The 17,374-nt window shown below is 68.1% G+C and carries 10 protein-coding genes and 2 pseudogenes; 7 read left to right on the plus strand and 5 right to left on the minus strand.

Annotated elements, in window-relative coordinates; translation table 11 throughout:
- Position 1: 1 nt before the first annotated feature.
- From AC4OXY_RS45215 to AC4OXY_RS45230, 4 genes and pseudogenes are all read left to right on the plus strand, one after another.
- Entirely contained in the window at positions 2 to 868 is an 867-nt protein-coding gene (locus tag AC4OXY_RS45215; RefSeq protein WP_491992660.1) for an alpha/beta fold hydrolase, read from the plus strand.
- Between the two features lie 20 nt (positions 869 to 888).
- Positions 889 to 1,902 carry a 2-oxoglutarate and iron-dependent oxygenase domain-containing protein gene (locus AC4OXY_RS45220; RefSeq protein ID WP_491992661.1) on the plus strand — a complete coding sequence of 338 codons (1,014 nt, stop codon included), beginning with the start codon at positions 889 to 891 and terminating at the stop codon, positions 1,900 to 1,902.
- Positions 1,903 to 1,924: 22 nt separating this feature from the next.
- The gene (locus AC4OXY_RS45225; RefSeq protein ID WP_491992662.1) at positions 1,925 to 2,740 is read left to right on the plus strand and encodes a DUF427 domain-containing protein; all 816 of its coding nucleotides are present in this window, start codon (positions 1,925 to 1,927) and stop codon (positions 2,738 to 2,740) included.
- 298 nt (positions 2,741 to 3,038) lie between these two features.
- A pseudogene (locus tag AC4OXY_RS45230) lies at positions 3,039 to 3,884 on the plus strand (transposase family protein); the annotation flags it as partial.
- 18 nt (positions 3,885 to 3,902) lie between these two features.
- On the opposite strand, the gene AC4OXY_RS45235 reads toward AC4OXY_RS45230, so the two are convergent.
- Positions 3,903 to 4,712 (minus strand): transposase family protein, encoded by an 810-nt coding sequence (locus tag AC4OXY_RS45235; RefSeq protein WP_491994741.1) that lies wholly within the window; start codon positions 4,710 to 4,712, stop codon positions 3,903 to 3,905.
- 103 nt (positions 4,713 to 4,815) lie between these two features.
- Between AC4OXY_RS45235 and AC4OXY_RS45240 the strand changes: the two genes are divergently transcribed.
- On the plus strand, positions 4,816 to 5,361 hold the full coding sequence (locus tag AC4OXY_RS45240) for an AAA family ATPase (RefSeq protein WP_491992663.1): 546 nt from the start codon (positions 4,816 to 4,818) through the stop codon (positions 5,359 to 5,361).
- A gap of 445 nt (positions 5,362 to 5,806) precedes the next feature.
- Here the strand turns inward: AC4OXY_RS45240 and AC4OXY_RS45245 are convergent, their stop codons facing one another.
- A complete protein-coding gene (locus tag AC4OXY_RS45245; protein WP_491992664.1) occupies positions 5,807 to 6,205 on the minus strand; it encodes an avidin/streptavidin family protein in 399 nt (132 codons plus the stop codon).
- Here AC4OXY_RS45245 and AC4OXY_RS45250 point away from each other — a divergent pair.
- Both AC4OXY_RS45250 and AC4OXY_RS45255 read left to right on the plus strand, forming a co-directional pair.
- Positions 6,177 to 11,006 (plus strand): ricin-type beta-trefoil lectin domain protein, encoded by a 4,830-nt coding sequence (locus tag AC4OXY_RS45250; protein WP_491992665.1) that lies wholly within the window; start codon positions 6,177 to 6,179, stop codon positions 11,004 to 11,006. The genes AC4OXY_RS45245 and AC4OXY_RS45250 overlap by 29 nt on opposite strands.
- On the plus strand, positions 11,006 to 11,449 hold the full coding sequence (locus tag AC4OXY_RS45255) for an SUKH-3 domain-containing protein (protein ID WP_352357987.1): 444 nt from the start codon (positions 11,006 to 11,008) through the stop codon (positions 11,447 to 11,449). Before AC4OXY_RS45250 ends, AC4OXY_RS45255 begins: the two co-directional genes overlap by 1 nt.
- A gap of 153 nt (positions 11,450 to 11,602) precedes the next feature.
- Here AC4OXY_RS45255 and AC4OXY_RS45260 read toward each other — a convergent pair.
- The 3 genes and pseudogenes from AC4OXY_RS45260 to AC4OXY_RS45270 all read right to left on the minus strand — a co-directional run.
- Positions 11,603 to 12,163 (minus strand): annotated as a pseudogene (locus AC4OXY_RS45260) (site-specific integrase); the annotation flags it as partial.
- Between the two features lie 455 nt (positions 12,164 to 12,618).
- Positions 12,619 to 13,347: a hypothetical protein gene (locus tag AC4OXY_RS45265; RefSeq protein ID WP_491992666.1), complete on the minus strand. Its 729-nt coding sequence runs from the start codon at positions 13,345 to 13,347 to the stop codon at positions 12,619 to 12,621.
- A 646-nt stretch (positions 13,348 to 13,993) separates the two neighbouring features.
- Positions 13,994 to 17,020, minus strand: a complete 3,027-nt coding sequence (locus AC4OXY_RS45270; protein ID WP_491992667.1) for an NACHT domain-containing protein — start codon at positions 17,018 to 17,020, stop codon at positions 13,994 to 13,996.
- Positions 17,021 to 17,374 lie beyond the last annotated feature (354 nt).

Genomic DNA, 17,374 nt, shown 5'->3' on the forward strand with positions numbered 1-17,374 from the left:
GATGACCACGACCACGACTGCAACCACGACTGCGAATACGCCCACGACCGTGAACACGCCCGCGAGCACCGCCGCCGAGGAGTTCGCCGGGCTGGCCAACGCCCCCGTCGTCCAGCGCCGTTGGGTGACCGTCGCCACCGGCGGCCACGTCGGCGGCATCTTCTGGCACACGCAGAAGCCCACCGTCGTCCTCCTCCACGACGCCGGACTGAGCGCCCGTTCCTGGGACGACATGCTGCTGGCCCTGGACCGGCCCGCCGTCGCCCTCGACCTGCCCGGACACGGCCGCTCCAGCAGGCGCGGCCGGGGCGACTACCGCCCGCGCCGGCTGGCGTCCACGCTGGAGGAGACCGTCCGCTCCTTCGCGCCCGGTGGCGTGCCCGTCGTGGGCGCCGGGTTCGGCGGGCTGGCCGCGATCGCGCTGAAGGCGAAGTTCCCGCGCAGCGCCGGGCGCCTCGTCCTCATCGACGTTCTGCCCGGTGCGTCGTCACCCGGCCTGCGGCTGTGGCCCGAACCCAGCCCGGAGTTCGCCACCCGTGACGAGGCGGCGGGCTGGCTGGAGGAGCGCGGCGCGACCGACCCGGCCCGCACCGCCGAACTGGAGACCGAGCGGGCGGCGGACGGCACCTGGTCCTGGCGCCACCACCTCGGCAGCCTGCCCGCCGACGCGCCCACCACCCTCGACGACGAGTCGCTCTGGGAGCAACTCGCCACCGTCCAGGCCCCGTTGCTCATCCGGACCGAGGGGGGCCCGCTCGACGCGGTGTCCCTCGACCGGTTCCGCGCCCAGGTACCCGACGGAGACATCGTCACCGTCCACGCCGGCCCCCAGTCCCTCGCGGACGCCCTGCGACCCCTGACCGACTGAATCCCGAAGGAGCCTGAGCAATGCCGGACGACATCCCCGTCATCGATCTCGCCGCCGCCCTCGCCGCCGACGCCCCCGAGGACCTGCTCGCCACCGTGCGCACCGCCGCCGAGACCATCGGCATCATCCAGGTGGTCAACCACGGTGTGCCCACCGAGGTGATCGCCGGCTTCGACGACGGCTTCCGCCGCGTCCTCGACCTGCCGCGCGCGGAGAAGGAGCGACTGGCCAGTCCGACCGGACACCCCTACCGCGGCTGGCGGCAGTGGCCGGACGACTTCGGACGCCTGGAGCTCGAACGGTTCAGCATCGCCCAGTACGACGACACGGACGCGGCCAGGGCCGCCGGGGTGTCCGCCGAACACGCCACCCTCTACGAGCACGCGAACGTGTGGCCGCCGCAGGAGCCCGGGCTGCGCGCGGCCACCCAGCGCTATCACGACGCCTTCGTGGACGTCGCCCGCCGCGTCCTCGGCCTGTACGCGCGCGTGCTGGACGTCCCCGCGCAGGCCTTCCCGCTCGGCGAGGACGTCTACACGACGGTGGTCGTCAACAACTACCCCAAGTGGCCGCACGAGGGCGCGTCGGACGAGGAGAAGCTCCTCCTCCTGGAACACGCCGACGGTTCCGTGCTCACGGTGCTCCATCAGGAGGGCGACTACGCGGGCCTGCAGGGCCAGCGTCCCGACGGCACCTGGGACCCCGTACCGATTCGGCCGGATGCCCTCCAGGTGTTCACTGGCACCCTGCTGACCAACTGGACGGAGGGCCGGCTGCGCCCCGGGCGGCACCGTGTGGTGGCCGGTGGCTCGGTGACCCGGCGCTCTTCTGCGGTCTTCGTCCACCCGAGCCTGGACACGCTCGTCGCGCCGCTGCCCGAGTTCGCCGACCCGGACGGCTCCGACTTCGAACCCGTCTCGGTGTGGGAACGAGCCAGCGGTAACGTCGAGGAGTACCTGCGCGTGTTCGGCCGCCCCGAGCAGCTCGCGGCCTGGCGCGAGAACCGCCCCTATGTCGCGGAAGTCACCGCGTGAGCCAGCCGGAGGAGAGCCGCTCATGACCACGTTCCCCACCGCACAGGCCGTGCGGACCACCCCGGAAGGCCTTCTGTGGGAGCCCAGCGAGCGCTGGGTACGCGGCCGCAAGGGCGAGGTGACGGTCGTCGACAGCCGGCACCCCGTCCTGGTCTGGGAGCCGGGTGTCCCCGTCCCGCTGTACGCCTTCCCGCGCACCGAGGTCCGCGAGGACCTGCTCCGCCCCGCAAAGAACCCCCCGACCGGTACGCACACCGGCTCACGGATCTTCTACGACCTCGAAGCCGACGGCGACCTGCTGGAGAACGCCGCCTGGACCTTCCCGGCCGCCGACCTCGCCGACCACATCGCCTTCGAATGGTTCCGGCGCACCGGCCGGGGCCTCGACCACTGGTACGAGGAGGAGGAAGAGATCTTCGTCCATCCCCGTGACCCGCACAAACGGGTGGACGCCATCCCGAGCAGCCGCCACCTTGTGGTCGAGATCGACGGCACGGTCGTCGCGGACACCCACCGCCCCGTGCTGCTGTTCGAGACCGGCCTGCCCACGCGCTACTACATCCCGCGCGAGGACGTCCGCCTCGACCTGCTCGAGCCCACCGGACAGAACACCGGCTGCCCCTACAAGGGCACGGCGGAGTACTGGTCCTGGCGCGGCGAGTCCGACATCCCGGCGAACGTCGTATGGAGCTACCCGGACCCGCTGCCCGCAGTCGGCCCGATCAAGGGACTCCTCGCCTTCTACAACGAGGCCGTCGACATCAGCGTCGACGGCGAACCCCTGGAACGCCCCGTCACACACTTCACCAGGACGCTCTCGGAGAAACCGCACGCATAACGGTGGGGGACCGCCGCATCAGTCCCGACGGACTGCGCCGGTCCACGTCCTGCACTCCATGATGGACCTGGGGCGCAGCCGGCAGCCCAGGCCCGTCGCCGGGGGTCGGTCCGGCCGGTCGCCGTCCCTGTCGCCCCGGACGCTCCAGTGCCCCCGCGGGCTCGTGGACCTGACCGCGCCGGAACTGGGGTGTCCGTGGTCTTCCATACAGGCTCGGCGAGGTGGTGTCGGGCTCGGATATTCATCGCTGCTGGTCAAAGCGCCACGCCCCGGGGTGTTGGTCTGCGGCCATGCTCAAGTGATCGTGTCGCTCGTGTGCCAGGTCACTCGGCATCTTCTGTCTGTTCCGGCGGTGCTGCTGCGGCGCCAGAGCGCGAAGGAGGCGGAACTGCTGGTCCTGCGGCACGAGAACGCCGTGCTACGGCGCCGGCTGCAAAGACCAATACGGTACGGGTCTGCGGACCGCCTCTGGTTCGTGGCCCTGTCCTCGCTGATCTCGCGCCGCCACTGGGCCGAGGTCTTCCCGGTCACGCCCAGCACGCTTCTGGCCTGGCACCGCAGGCTCATCGCCCGCCGCTGGGACTACTCCGGGCGACGCCGTGGGCCGGGACGGCCGCCCACCCATGCGGCCCCGAAGAATCTCGTGCTGCGCCTCGCCCGGGACAACAGCCGATGGGGACACCGCCGGATCCAGGGCGAACCGGTCCGGCTCGGACACCCGATCGCCGCCTCGACCGTCTGGGAGATCCTGCACGTGGCGGGCATCGATCCGGCCCCGCGCCGCGCTGGCCCCATCTGGCGCGAGTTCCTCTCCGCCCAGGCAGCCGGTGTGATGGCCTGCGACTTCCTCCACATTGACACCATCGGCCTGCGCCGGCTGTACGCCCTGGTCTTCCTCGAACACCACACTCGGCGCCTGCACATCGCCGGCGTCACTGCACACCCGACCGCTGCCTGGGCCACCCGGCAAGCCCGCAACCTGGCCGCAGAACTCGGCGCGAGCATGGACCCGCTGCGCTTCTTGATCCGAGACCGCGACAGCAAATACACCGAGGCCTTCGACGCGGTGTTTCACGACGAGGATATCGAGATCATCAAGACACCGGTCCGCGCGCCGAGGGCCAACGCCCACTGCGAGCGAGTGAGGTTTTCTCTATGAAGATCACTTCCAACGCTGGTTGAGGGCAAGTGCAGCGCGTGTGATGTCGCCGATGCGGCAGGGGCTGAGTGTGATGCGCTTGAGCGCACGCCAGCGTTCCTTGAGCTCGGCAGCGGCACGTTCGCCCAGGGCTCGGACGTGCCTGATCAGGGCGTTCGTCATCCGGATGTCGATGTGGAGCGCTGTCTCGGAGCGGCCCTTCGGGCGGCGGACGGGGATGCGTATGCCGATGCCCGCCCCGATGTAGCTCTTGTCGGCCAGGGTCGGCAGGCCCCGGGTAGCCGCTTTGTAGAGGGCGGGCAGGACGTGGATCCGGGCCGCGGTGATGTCGGGGGTCGATCCGGGCTCAACCTCGGAGACCCACAGCGGGGTGCCGTCCGGGGCGGACAGGAACTGAACGTTGCCGCCGAACGCCTTGTGCTTCTGGCTGAACCACAGGTCATTGCCGTTCTCACGCTCGCCCAGGACGCGGTCCGACTTGATCAGGGTGCCGTCCAGGATCACGTGCGTCATTCCCTCCTCCTGGCAGCGCGTCAGGACGTCGTGCAGGTCGGGGGCCTGGTCGGCGAGGACGTCGATGCCCTCGTGCAGGTAGCGGTAGCCGGTGGCCTGCGAGATCCCGGCGTCGCGCGCCAAGCAGTGCACGCAGCCGCGCTCCCGGAACCAGCGCAACACCAGCACAGCCTGCCGGAACGGCCCGAGCGCCCGCGAGCCCCGCGGAGTGCCGATCCGGCGACGGTGCGCGGCCAGCAACCGGGCGAGGTAGTCCACGACCTGGCGGGGGACATCGAGCGTGGCAACATAGGTGACCAACGTGAAGCCTCCGGTGGTTACGGACATGATCTTGTGGTGAGACCTGTCCTACCAGGGGCTTCACGGCAGTTCCGACTCAGGTGCACCACAACAGGGGCCAACAGTGCAGGAGCTCAGTTCCGCGGTCGTGCTCGTCACGGGCGTCATGGCGTCCGGAAAGTCCACCATCGCCCAGCTGCTGGCCGAGCGGCTCCCTCGCTCTGTGCACCTGCGCGGCGACGGCTTCCGGCGGATGATCGTGTCCGGTCGCGAGGAGTTCACGCCCCAGCCGACCGCTGAGGCAAGGGCGCAGCTGCGACTGCGCTACCAGGCATCCGCTGCGGTCGCAGACCTGTACGCGCAGGCGGGATGGACGGTCGTCGTCCAAGACGTTGTTCTCGGCGAGCACCTGGACGCCTACCTTGACGCCGTGACGACGAGGCCCCTGTATCTGGTCGTCCTTGCCCCCCGCCCGGAAGCAGTCGCAACGCGTGAGGCCGGCCGCCACAAGAACGGCTACGGTGGCCCCTGGACGGTCGACATCCTCGACGACGCACTACGCCAGGACACCCCGCGCCGCGGGCTCTGGCTGGACACGTCGAACCAGACACCCCACCAAACCGTGGATCAGATCCTCGCCGACCTCGCCACATCTCGCATTGTCGGCTGAGAGAGCCCATCACAAGGTCGCTGAGAAAACCTCAGTGACCACCGGTCAGCCATCGGTGTAGCTGGGTGTGCGTGGGAGACTCGCGTTCTCGTCAGCACGTCGCTGCCTGAGGCGAGGCCCACTTTGCTGAGGTCCTTTGATCCACAGCCGCTCACGGCCGCAGAGTTGACCTCCCTGCCTGCCCCGCCTCCGCTGACAGAGAGGGAGATTAGGAGGCTCGGTGGGGCAGGGGTAGCACGCATCCTCCGCAACTGGGTTGCCCACGGGCTAACGCCTCCTCCGCCTCTGCCGACGGAATTGGAGAGAAGCATGTGGTCACACCTGCGGCACGAAGCAGCTGAGGTGCGACGCCGGCTCGACGAGTTGGACTAGCTCCAGGACTTCACCGATGGCCCGGGGGTGCCGGTGGGGCGGGCCCAATGGCGCGTATGGCTCCCAAACTGCACTACCTGCCCACAGCCTTGATCGGCGGCTTCAGCGTGCCGGAGGCTGGCCGGGCGGTCGGCCTCCCAGCAGACCCGTCCTCAGCGGTGGGCCTCTGACGTGTGAAGTTGTCCTGTCCGACCATTGTGGCCTTCCAGGTGTCCCCAGTATCCGTTGACCTGGTAAGTAGCCAGGTGGTGAAGATCTGCTCTTCACCCGGAAGGTACTGTCCGCTCCAAGTGGTAACCGAGGCTGCGTCGCTGTGCTCGTTGCGCCGGGCAACCGTCCAGCCGAGAGCGATGCCGTGGGCCGACTCCTCGGCTCCGTTGTGGCGTCCTGTAAGTGGGTACTGGCCGGCCACGTCACCGACATCCGCCAAGGGCGACGTCAGCGTGGCCTCCCAGGAGAAGTGCGCCACCACCAGCTACGCCACCCCGCCCGGCGGCAACCCGATGATGCGCTCCTACCCGGACGAGATCCTCGCCGTCGCCGGCCCCTGCGGCACCACACCGGGTACGAGCACCACCATCTCCGACAAGCTGCTGTTCTACGATGGCGACGGCACCGTCGCCAACCCCGGAACATTCGGCCACCTGAGCACCACCGGCGACCTGACCGCCACCCAGGTCATCACGGGCTACAGCGGCGCAACCCCCGCCTACCGCACGACGCAGGCGACCGCCTACGACACCTACGGGCGCGCCACCCAGGTCCAGGACGCGGCCGGCAACACCACCAAGACCACCTTCACCCCCACCACCGGGCAACTCCCTACCCAGGTCGTCACCACCAACCCACGGAACTGGTCCACGACGTCGGCCATGGACCCGCTGCGCGGCCTGACCACGACCAGCACGGACCCCAACGGCCGCACCACCACCATCGCCTACGACGCACTCGGACGCCGCACCGCGCTGTGGCTGCCCGGGCGCTCCACCTCGGACAGCGCCAGCAGAACCTTCACCTACGCCGTCAACGGCACCGCACCCGCCACCGTCACCACCAACACCCTGCGCGACGACGGCACCTACAACACCGCCATCGCCATCTACGACGGCATGCTGCAGCTGCGCCAGACGCAGTCCACCACAGCCAAAAACCAGGCCGGGCGGCTGATTTCCGACACCTTCTACGACAGCCACGGCTGGGCACGGAAGGCCAACGGTTCCTACTACGAGAGCAGCACCTCCCCGACGACCACCATGTGGGTCGCCGCCGACAACCAGGTGCCCTCGCAGCAGGTCACCGTCCACGACGGTCAGGGACGCACGACCGCGACCCAGCTGTGGTCCATGGGTGCGCAGCAGTGGCAGTCCACCATCGCGTACCCGGGCGTCGAGCGCACCGACACCACTCCCGCATCGGGGGGCACGGCGACCTCGTCCTTCACTAACGGCATCGGCCAGACCACCGCAACCTGGGCGTACAACGACACGGCCACGCCGACCGGCAAGGCCTCCGACGCGGTGGTCACCAGCTATACCTACACACCCGCCGGTCAGGTCGCCACGATGAGCGATAACGCGGGCAACAACTGGAGCTACAGCTACGACCTGCTGGGGCAGGAGACCAAGCAGACCGACCCCGACACCGGCACCTCGACGTTCGACAAGTACGACAATCTCGGCAACCTGCAGCAGACCACCGACGCACGCGGCCAGACCCTCTCGTACACCTTCGACGCCCTGGACCGTAAGACCGCCGAGTACTCCGGCGCCTGGTCCGCGACCCCGGACCCGGCCAAGGAACTCGCGTCCTTCAGCTACGACACCCTGGCCAAGGGATACCCCACCTCCTCGACCCGCTACGTCGGCGGCACGAGCGGAGACGCCTACACCCAGGCCGTCACCGGCTACACCACCGACTACCGGCCCACCGGCGCCTCCACCACGATCCCGACGTCAACCGGGTTCCCCAGCAACGGCACCGGCAGCAACTCCAACACCTACACCGTCACGTACCACTACAGCCCGATCATGGGGCTGCTCTCCGAGACCGACTACAGCGCGGACGGCGGCCTTCCCTCCGAGACCGTCGGCTACGGCTACGACCTGCAGGGCCTGCTCGACGGATTCGGCGGCAAGAACACCTACCTCGACACCACCGACTACACCCCGCTCGGCCAGGTGACCGACACCCGGTGGGGGCTGTACGGCGAACAGGTCGAGCCGCAGTTCTCCTACGACGGCGCCACGGGCCGCGTCACCCAGTCCAAGGTCAACCTGCAGACCAGCGCCACCTCCGCACTGGACATCACCGACTACCGCTACAACCAGGCAGGGGACATCACCGCCGTCTCCAACGCCCAGTCCGGCGGCACCACGGACACCCAGTGCTTCACCTACGACCACCTGAACCGGCTGACGACGGCCTGGACCGACACGGCAGGTGTGACCTCGTCCGGGGTCGGCAGCACCGGAGGATGTACGACCGCCACCCCGGCGGCCTCGACCGTCGGCGGCCCGGCCCCGTACTGGCAGTCGTACACCTACAACGCGCTGGGCGACCGCACCCAGCAGGTGCAGCACGACACCTCCGGCAACACCGCGAACGACGTCACCCAGACGGCGACCTACCCGGGCAACGGCACGTCCGCGGCCACCCTGGCGAACGCCGCCACCAAGATCACCACCACCGGGCCGGGCGGCACGGCGACGATGACGCCGGCCTACGACAACGCCGGCAACACCCACACCCGTACCGTCACCACCTCGGGCCCGCTCGTCTCCGGCATGACCCGCTCGGGCACGAAGCTGTGCGTCGACGACTCCTCCTCCGGCACCACCGACGGCAACAAGATCGACCTCTGGACCTGCAACGGCTCCGGCGCGCAGCAGTGGACGATCGGCACCGACGGCACCGTGCGCGTACTGGGCAAGTGCCTCGACGCATCGGGCAACGGGACCACCAACGGCACCAAGACCGACCTGTACACCTGCAACGGCGCCGCCGGCCAGCAGTGGAAGGCGGGTGCGAACGGCTCGCTGGTCAACACCGCCTCCGGCAAGTGCCTGGACGATCCGTCGTCCTCGACCACCAACGGCACGCAGCTGCAGATCTGGACCTGCAACGGAACGTCGGCGCAGCGCTGGACGAACCTGACGGCGGGCACCGTTCTGCCCGGCGCCGCGCAGTCCTTCTCCTACGACGCCGAGGGCCGCACGGCCTCGGTGACCACCCCGTCCGGCGGCAAGGACCAGACCACCGGCTACCTCTACGACGCCGGCGGCAGCCTGCTGCTGCAGACCACACCCACCAGCAAGATCCTCTACCTCTTCGGAGGCGCCGAACAACTCACCCTCAGCACCGGCGCGGGAACAGTCACGGGACAGCGGTACTACCCCGGCCCGGACGGCATCACCGAAGTACGCTCCTCCGACGGCACGCTCACCTACGACGTCTCCAACGCTCAGGGAACGGCGACGGAAAACCTTGCCGTGTCCAATCTGGCGGTCACCCGCCGCTACTTCGACCCCTACGGCAACCCCCGCGGCCCCCAGCCGACAACCTGGGCCGACAACCACGGCTACCTCGGCAAACCCGCCGACCCCACCACCGGCCTCGACCTGCTCGGCGCCCGCAACTACGACCCCGTCCAGGGCCGTTTCCTCACCGCCGACCCCCTGATGGAGGCCGGCGACCCCAACCAGATGAGCGGCTACTCCTACGCCGCCGACAACCCCAGCACCGGCAGCGACCCCACCGGCCTGCGCCTGGCCTGCGGCGAGGGGGACGACCCGGCCTGCCCCAAACACGGCTCAGTCGGCGGAACGGACGACTCTCCAACCACCAGCGGGGGAGGAAGCGGCGGCACCACGACCTCCAGCGGAGGCACCACAGCGGCTCCGTCCGCTGCCCCAACCTGCAACGTCGGGTCGAAGTTCGGCTGCGATGTCGTCGACGCCCAGCAGATGGCGGAAAACGGGCCGCCGACGTCGGGAACTCTCCGCGACTTCATTGCCGGCGTGCTCGACAAGTTCATCAACCAAATTGAGCAACTCAACCCCGGCTGGGCGATGGCCAACCTCCCCCATGATGTGGGGAATGGCATGGCCCCGGGCAGCGGGGGCCCGCCGACGTACGTACAGCCACGCAACGTGGTGGCGCACACCGTGCACGCGCACACCAACACGGATGCGTACAGGGCCGGCGAAGCCACGACCGTCCTGCTGGAGTTTGCTGCCAGCGGAGGCGACGATGCCCCCGAGGCAGCCGTCTCCGCCCTGGCCGGTGCCCGCGACACCCAGGACGGCCTTGCGGCCGCGGCCGAGGTCAAGAACGTCGTCAGCGAGACCACGGAAGAAGCGACAGCAACCGCCGCAACTCCCAGCCGACCCGACACCGGGGCCTCCGGCACCGGCGAGGGTGGCTGCAGCTTCAGCCCGTCCACCCGCGTGTTGCTGGCACACGGTAAGACCAAGGCAATCGCTACGGTCAAACCCGGCGACAAGGTAGAAGCCGGCGACCCGACAACCGGCAAACACCGAGGCCCCCGCACCGTCCAGCACGTGTGGATCAACCACGACCACGACCTGCTCGACGTCACGATCCACACCAAGGACGGCCACACCGCCACCCTTCACACCACCGCCAACCACCCCTTCTGGGACGACACCACCCACAGCTGGGTCCCCGCTGGCCAGCTCCACCACGGGGATGCCCTCAACACTGCCGCCGATGGCCATGTCTACGTCACCGCTACCCGCGCCACCCCCGGTGCGGAAAACTGCTGGAACCTCACTGTCCAGCAACTCCACACGTACTATGTGGTGGCGGGCGGCATCCCGATCTTGGTCCACAATTCCAATGGTCCGGATAGTTGCCCGGTACTGGGAGCTGCACGAGCGGCGGCTGATACGGCATCGACAATCACGCCGGGTAAGGCGAGACCGGCAGTGGCAGAGGCTCTTCAGCTGCCGGGGGGTCAGATCTATTCGAGTCCTAGCATTCGTGGTGTGGCTCCCGAGCTTCACCCCGACGTTCAAGCCATTCTGGATGATATTCCTGAGGGCGAACGAGGCGTTGGTCATGGAAGATGCGGGCTGGCAGTGTGCGTATCGGATGCTCTGGGCGATGGATTCAACCCAGCCGGATCTCGTGCTGCGGCGGTTATCGTGCGAAGTTCGACCGATAATCCAATGCATGGAATGTCTGTCGGGCCATGTGATAGTTGCGTAGCCCTCGAAGACGCATTCGATATCACGTTTGAGGGGATAGGGTAGTGAACGATCTTTCGCCTGAGTCGCGGACAGTCCTCCGCGATGCTGGATGGCACGCAGGAAGGCAGGTAGATACGTCGTCGTGGGTGGCTGCCCTGGGGGTGGCTGGGGTGGTCGCCCACGATGCGGCTCGGGCCTTCTTGGCCGAATTTGGCGGCCTTGTGGTCGACATCTCGGGCCCCGGAGTCAATCGGGCGCGTGAGCCTTTCGAACTTGACCCGCTTCTGTGCTCCGGCGAAGAGGACAGGTTCCTCGAATGGGGCGAAGAGATTGGGAAGTCGCTCTTCCCAATCGGAGTCCTTGATATGGGTCGATACTTCCTCGGCATTGACGAGCAGAGCGAGATCTATCTGATCGAAACGTGGGTCGCCAGTTTTGGCCGAATGCCACAGGCTATGGACAATCTCATCAGCGGCGTGCGTCCTACGGTTATCAGCGAAGGATGAATTGAATCCCGCTTGGCTTGCGTTCCCTGGTTCGGCCTTGGAGGCCCAACTGTAGAAGCCAACTCAATCGTCTGGGAAACGGTCAGAGGCCCCGCCGGATTTTGTTTCTGGTGGGGCCTCTGCAGTGTCTGACGGCAGTAGTTGACGGCAACGTCAGCGGACGGCTGCTGCACAAGTCGGCGGATCGTCGCCCTCGCTGCCCTCGGCGGTGGGCTTGGTGAGGTGGCCGAGGAGGTCGATGGCCTGGCGCTGGAGGCGGAGGCGGACGTGCGCATAGACCGTTGCGGTCACCCCGATGTGGGCGTGGCCCAGGAGCTCCTTGATGACGGCGAGCTCGACGCCTTGCTCTAGGAGCAGCGTCGCGGTCGAGTGGCGGAGGTCGTGGAACCGGATCGGCCGCAGGTTCGCCTCGTGGAACAGCGCGTTGAAGTGCCGGGTGAGGGTGGCGGGTTCGATCGGGTGCCCGTCCGGGCGCGTGAAGACGAACCCGCTGTCCTGCCAACCCATGCCAGCCCGGTCTCGCTCCCCGACCTGACGCTTGCGGTGCGCGCGAAGGGAGGTGACGCAGGAGGCCGGCAGGACGATGCGCCGCTCGGAGCTGATGGTCTTGGTCGGTAGACCGGCCAGGCCGCCGCTCCGCGTTCGCTGGAGGGTGCGGCGGATGCTGGCGGTGCCGCCGCCGAGGTCGAGGTCTTCCCACCGGAGCCCGAGGAGGCGAGAGTTTGTTCGGTGAGGCGAGCCTGACCAGACTCCTCATTCAGATACGCCACAGGGCGAACGTTGCTTGATGCGGCACTAGCCACGGCAGACGACTGGCCCCGGATGGTTCTCCTTCCCCCCGGGGCCCTGCTGTGTTTGTAAGCACTTCTAAGTCGGTTCTGGCACAGATCTTGGGGAGCGGTCGCGGAGAGTCATCTCGGTGTTCGATTGCGAGGGATCGGATCCGCATGAGACCGCGTACGCCCCACCATCTGACGGGCGGGAGTGACGCTCCATCAGGTCTGCTGTTGACCCCGCCACGGTCGGCCGTAGCCGGTGACGGTGCTGGTCATGCAGGCCGACGCAACGTTCTGGTACTCGCTCGTGTTCGACGGCATCGACGATGTGGATGTCGATGTGGTGACCGCCGCCTTCGGCACGGCGTACGCACTCCGGCGAAAGAAGTGGATTCAGACGAGCTGGAGGTCCGCCTCGAGGGCTGCCAGGTCGATGCCGTTGACCTCGCCTGCTTCTTTGAACTCCTGGGAAATGATGGCCCAGGCCTCATCCGCATAGGTGGACCACCAGCTCCAGGCGACGGGCTGCACCGCGCCCCAGGTGATCGCGTAGAGCCAGTTGGCGTCGTAGCCCAGCAGCGGGATGGCGTGCCCGCCCACGATCGGCTGTTCCTGCCAGCCGGCATCCAGTGTCCAGGGCTTGCGATCGGCGAACTGCTGCTGCGCGTTTGCGGGCACCTGGATTCCGGCGTAGGCGCCACCGAACAGGTAGATGGCCTGCTTGAGGGCGGTCAGCTCATGGACGTTGACCGGCGCGTAGGCGACCACCCGGTTGTCCCACAGACCGGCACGCTGCCAGGCCTTGAGGACGTGAGCCTCGACCAGGCCGCTGTCATTGCCCCTGGTGAGCTTGAAGTACTCGTCCACGACCTGCTGCTCGGTGGGCACCAGGTCGTTCGTCCCGGTCTGGGCCTCCCAAGACTGGATCATGTGGGCTGCTGCGGCCATCGTGCAGTCGCCGTACTGGTTGTTGCCGTCCATCGGCCAGTTGCTGACCTTGCCCTCCCAGTCCACAGAGGGCGGCGGATCGGGCAGCGGAGTCCTTGCGTAGACCGTCAGTTCCTTTAGAGCAACCGGGAACTGAGGAAGGAGCTTTCCGAGCTTTCCTGCTACGCGAGCCATCATTACTCCCCACATGGTGAGTGAACTGCTGGTAGATCTTTGACTTCCGGCGGCGCCTCCGGCCCGCGCTCTCGGGCGGGACGTGGGATCGATCTTGATGAGATGGCGACGCCCTCCACTGCGGCAGTCCTCAGTAGGTCGACAGCCTGTCGAGGGCGGGAGGGCCAGGTGATGCCGGGTGTCGTCCTTGAAGCGGGAAGTCTTCAGCCCTGCCACAGGTCGCGCTGCCGTGCTGTTTGTCGCCATGCGTCGCTTGGGCACCAGCGAATACCGCCGCGCCAAGCCGACCACATGTCCCGGTGGACCGCGCCTTGCGCAAGCCTGCGGCGCGCTGCGTTGAACCTAGAACGCGCCCATCGGGTCGCTGTCAGCTTGACCCTGCCGCGAGGCCGCTACTGAAGTCCCTTTTATCCCTTTTCCTGGATTTTTTCACTCCGACACCAGACCTGTCCAGTGGGACAGAAGCAACAAACAGCCCACAGGGGCGTGCGGGGGAGCCTGGAAGGCGCTCGTTGGCACTGCTGCGGCTGGCGCGCACCCAGGCGGATCCCCATGTGTCCGGCGAGCTCTCCATGACCGCGGTCACCGGCGCTTATGTCTGCTTTCGAGGCGTAGGCAATCAGGTGCCATGCTGCGGTGGCGGGGGTCAGTCCCGGCGTGGCAGGCCGCGGGCACGGCTGATCATCTCCTGCCAGAATGCGCGGATGCCGCTGTAGGCGACGGACGCCGGGCGGCCGCCCGGACGGTGCACCCGCTGCTGACGGCTGAACGCCTCGGTCAGCTCGGCTCGAATGCCGGCGGTGCCCTTCGGCGGGTACGGGCACAGGCGGAACTCGCAGGAGTCGGCGCAGGCGTCCCCTGGCAGCGGGGTGTCGGCCCCGCCGACCGTCAGCCGCAGGTTGAGCGTGCTGCGGTCGACACCCAGACAGGGCGGCAGGTCGCTGCGGGCCGTCCTCTGGAGGTGGCGCTCGCGTTCGTCCGGCGCGGTGCCGCGGTCTGCGAGGGTAAGCAGCAGGATCACGTCGGCGACCAACTGCCGGGCTTCAGGGACCAGCGCCACCCAGCCGGTCGAGCGGGGGATCCACAGTCCGCGCCGCTCGATCGGCACGTTCGCCCGGGAACCCACCTTACTGAGCACCCCGGCCTCGTCGATCCACAGGAACTGCTCGGGTGCGCCCTCGTCCATCGCCCGTACTGCCAGGCTGGCGGCGCGGGCGACGAACGGGTGCAACTCGTTGCGGCCCGGCACACCGTGTTCGTTGATCAGCTCGCACCACTGGCGCACGGTGTCCGCCGGGTGCGAGCCGTGTCCCTGGCTCGCATGATGCCGCCCGGTCTCGGACAGTGTCCACAGCGCCAGCGCCTGCAGCAGGGTCAGCTGGGTGAACCAGAACCGGCTGTGCTTCAGCATCCCCAGGGCTGCCTCGGCCAGCACCGCACGGGCCCACTTCGGGGCGTCCGGATGCGACGGGCCTCGGTTCGCCGCGAACTTGAAGCCCTGTGCCAAGGCGATCTCGAAGGAGGCAGTGCGGCACAGCAGTCCGCGGTCGGACCGTCCCCACCCCTGCAGCCACCCCGCCAGCTGCCGCCAAGAATCCGGGGGTTCCCCCGGCGTCGGTCCCACCAGCAGCGGAGTCACCCATGCGCAGATGACAAGCCCGTTCCACTGCTGCTCGGTGCTGCTGGTGAGCACCTCCGTCCCGGCCGTCCAGGCCTCACAGAGCTCCGGCAGGAGTTCTGCGCGGGCGTCCGCCCCGCCCGCGCCGAGCTCCTGGGCGATGGTGAAGCGGACCTGGTAGCACCGCTCCTTACAGCCGATCGTGTACAGCTGCCGGTAGGCCGAGCGGACCTTTTCTCCCAGTCGACGGTCGCCCTCGCGGACCGAACGCTCGGACAACGCCCGGGCCGCTGCGCCGAAGCACCCCACCAAGCGCAACTTGGCCGACTCCAAGCTCCGCTGGTCGCTGGCTGCCGCGACATTGTCCCATCGCTCATTGAGCCGCTCCGCGATCTGCCCGATCTTCGGGTCAGCGGTGCTGCAGTCGATCTCGAAGGCGGCTGCGAAGGCGTCGACGAGTTTGATCGCTCGAGCCTCATCGCAGCTGTCAGCACGACCCAGCAGACGCTGGACCATGGCCTGGCCATCGAGTCGGCGCGGCGGGTCGGCCCGTGAAGCCAGCACGGCGGCGATCAGAAACTCCCGCCCGGGGTCGTCCTGGCACAGCGGATCGTTGAGGTCCTGGCTCAGGTAGTCCTCCGAATCGGCCAGCACTTCGGGCAGCACCAGCGAGCCCAGGAAGGCCTGAACGATGCTGTGCTGGAAGCGGATGCCACGCGGATGCACCTCCACGAGCTCCAACTGCTCGCCCACCGCCGCAGCCGCCAGCAGGTCGGAGCTCGACACGGTGCGGCCCAGTTCCTTCTCCAGCCACTTCCTGAGCACGTGGTACGGGCTTGGCGGCGCGGTACGGCTCGGCGGCTCCGGTACTGGGCCGAGGAAGTCGCTGAAGCCGACGTCCAGGGTGTCCTTACGCAGCCCGACACAAGCCAGCGCGGACAGCGTCGCCATCGCCCGGGCGCGCTGCTGGGCGTCCAGCTGCGCCTCGGGGAACAGGTGGCCGGCGACTAGGGCCTGCCGCCAGGTGTCCAGCAGTTGCCACCGCAACCGGGCCCGGTCGGCGTGCCGGGTGTCCAGCGGGTGCTCCACCCACCGGGAACCGGTCCGGTCCAGGCCGACGCGGTGCAAGGTGCTGGCGATCCGCAGGTAGATCGGTGACTCGGTGACCTCGGCCGTGGTCACGACCCAGTCCAGCCTGCGTTGGTCCTCCCCGCTCGCCCCGGAGCCGGCGAGGTAGTCCAGCGCGGCCTGCTCACTCAGCGGTTCCAGCTCCATGGTGACGGCCGCTACGGTACGTAATGCCTCATGCGGCCGGGCGGTGATGACCAGCGGGAGGTCGTTTTCGCAGGCCCGGCGGACTGCAAGCCGGATGACGTTGTCGCGGTTGTTGACGTCACCGCTCTGCAGGCACTCCTCCAGACCGTCGGCAAGTACCACCACCAGATCGTCGCGGCACAGCCGCCGCCACACCTTCTCCCCCTCGCCGTCCGAGTACAGCCTGGGCTGGACCTGCGAGATGAACCGGTGGTAGGCCAGCTTCCGGAAGTCCAATGCTTCCGGCTCCTGGACGTCCCGCAGCCGGAGCGGCACAGGGACCGCGCCGCGGTCCGCGAGCAGCTTGGTCAGCTGAACCAACACGGCGGTCTTCCCCGCGCCCACCCCGCCCACCAGCAGGTGTGGCCGGCGCAAATCGGGGTCGTGCAGGCTGTCCGCGAGTACCTGACACAAGTCGTCCCGGCCGACCACCGGAGGGGTGAGCCGCCCAGCGGTCTCCACCAGGTCCTCCGGGCACTGCCGAGCTCTGGTCATCATCGGCCGCCGGACCGTGCGCACCCGCCAGATAACAAAGAACGCATAGGCCAGCGCCAGGGAGAGGATCGGTGCCAGGAACCCGGAGGCGAAGGAGCAGGAGAGCGCGTTGTCCTGGCACCTCTTTTCGAGGGCCGCCAGCCAGGCGACCGGCTTGAACGCAGCCAGCGCGACCGCGAAGACGAAGTAGAGCGACCAGGCCAGGGTCATCAAAGCCAAGCCCGCCGCCAGGCAGGACTGCAGCATCACCAGTGGGAAGTACCGAGCGTGATACTCGCGCCTCAGCCATGCCAGGGCGCCGCCCAGCCTACGCGGGAGTCGAAGGTCCATTCCCTTTCTTCTACCACGCATCACTTTGTCGATGACCCACCAGGAGGGTGAACTCGCCGCTTTCTGGCAGGCCCAGGATGAATCCCAGAGCGAAGGTGAATTTCGGTCAATGGAAAGTCCCAGAGGGTGATCAGGCGGAAGAGGAGTTCGAGGAGGAGGGGGAAAGGTACAGTAAGGCGAGACCCGGTAGCGAGAGGAGGACGTTTGGGCATCGACCTTGAATAAAGACCCAGCCAAGGGGAGTTGCTCTCGCTGCCGGGATTATTCGGT

The organism is Streptomyces sp. HUAS MG56 (assembly GCF_058673395.1).

Bases quoted from the DNA above. Each gene is read 5' to 3' on its own strand.
- AC4OXY_RS45215 (WP_491992660.1), top strand. From the start codon at position 2: ATGACCACGACCACGACTGCAACCACGACTGCGAATACGCCCACGACC.
- AC4OXY_RS45220 (WP_491992661.1), top strand. From the start codon at position 889: ATGCCGGACGACATCCCCGTCATCGATCTCGCCGCCGCCCTCGCCGCC.
- AC4OXY_RS45225 (WP_491992662.1), top strand. From the start codon at position 1,925: ATGACCACGTTCCCCACCGCACAGGCCGTGCGGACCACCCCGGAAGGC.
- AC4OXY_RS45265 (WP_491992666.1), bottom strand. From the start codon at position 13,347: ATGGCTCGCGTAGCAGGAAAGCTCGGAAAGCTCCTTCCTCAGTTCCCG.
- AC4OXY_RS45270 (WP_491992667.1), bottom strand. From the start codon at position 17,020: ATGCTGCAGTCCTGCCTGGCGGCGGGCTTGGCTTTGATGACCCTGGCC.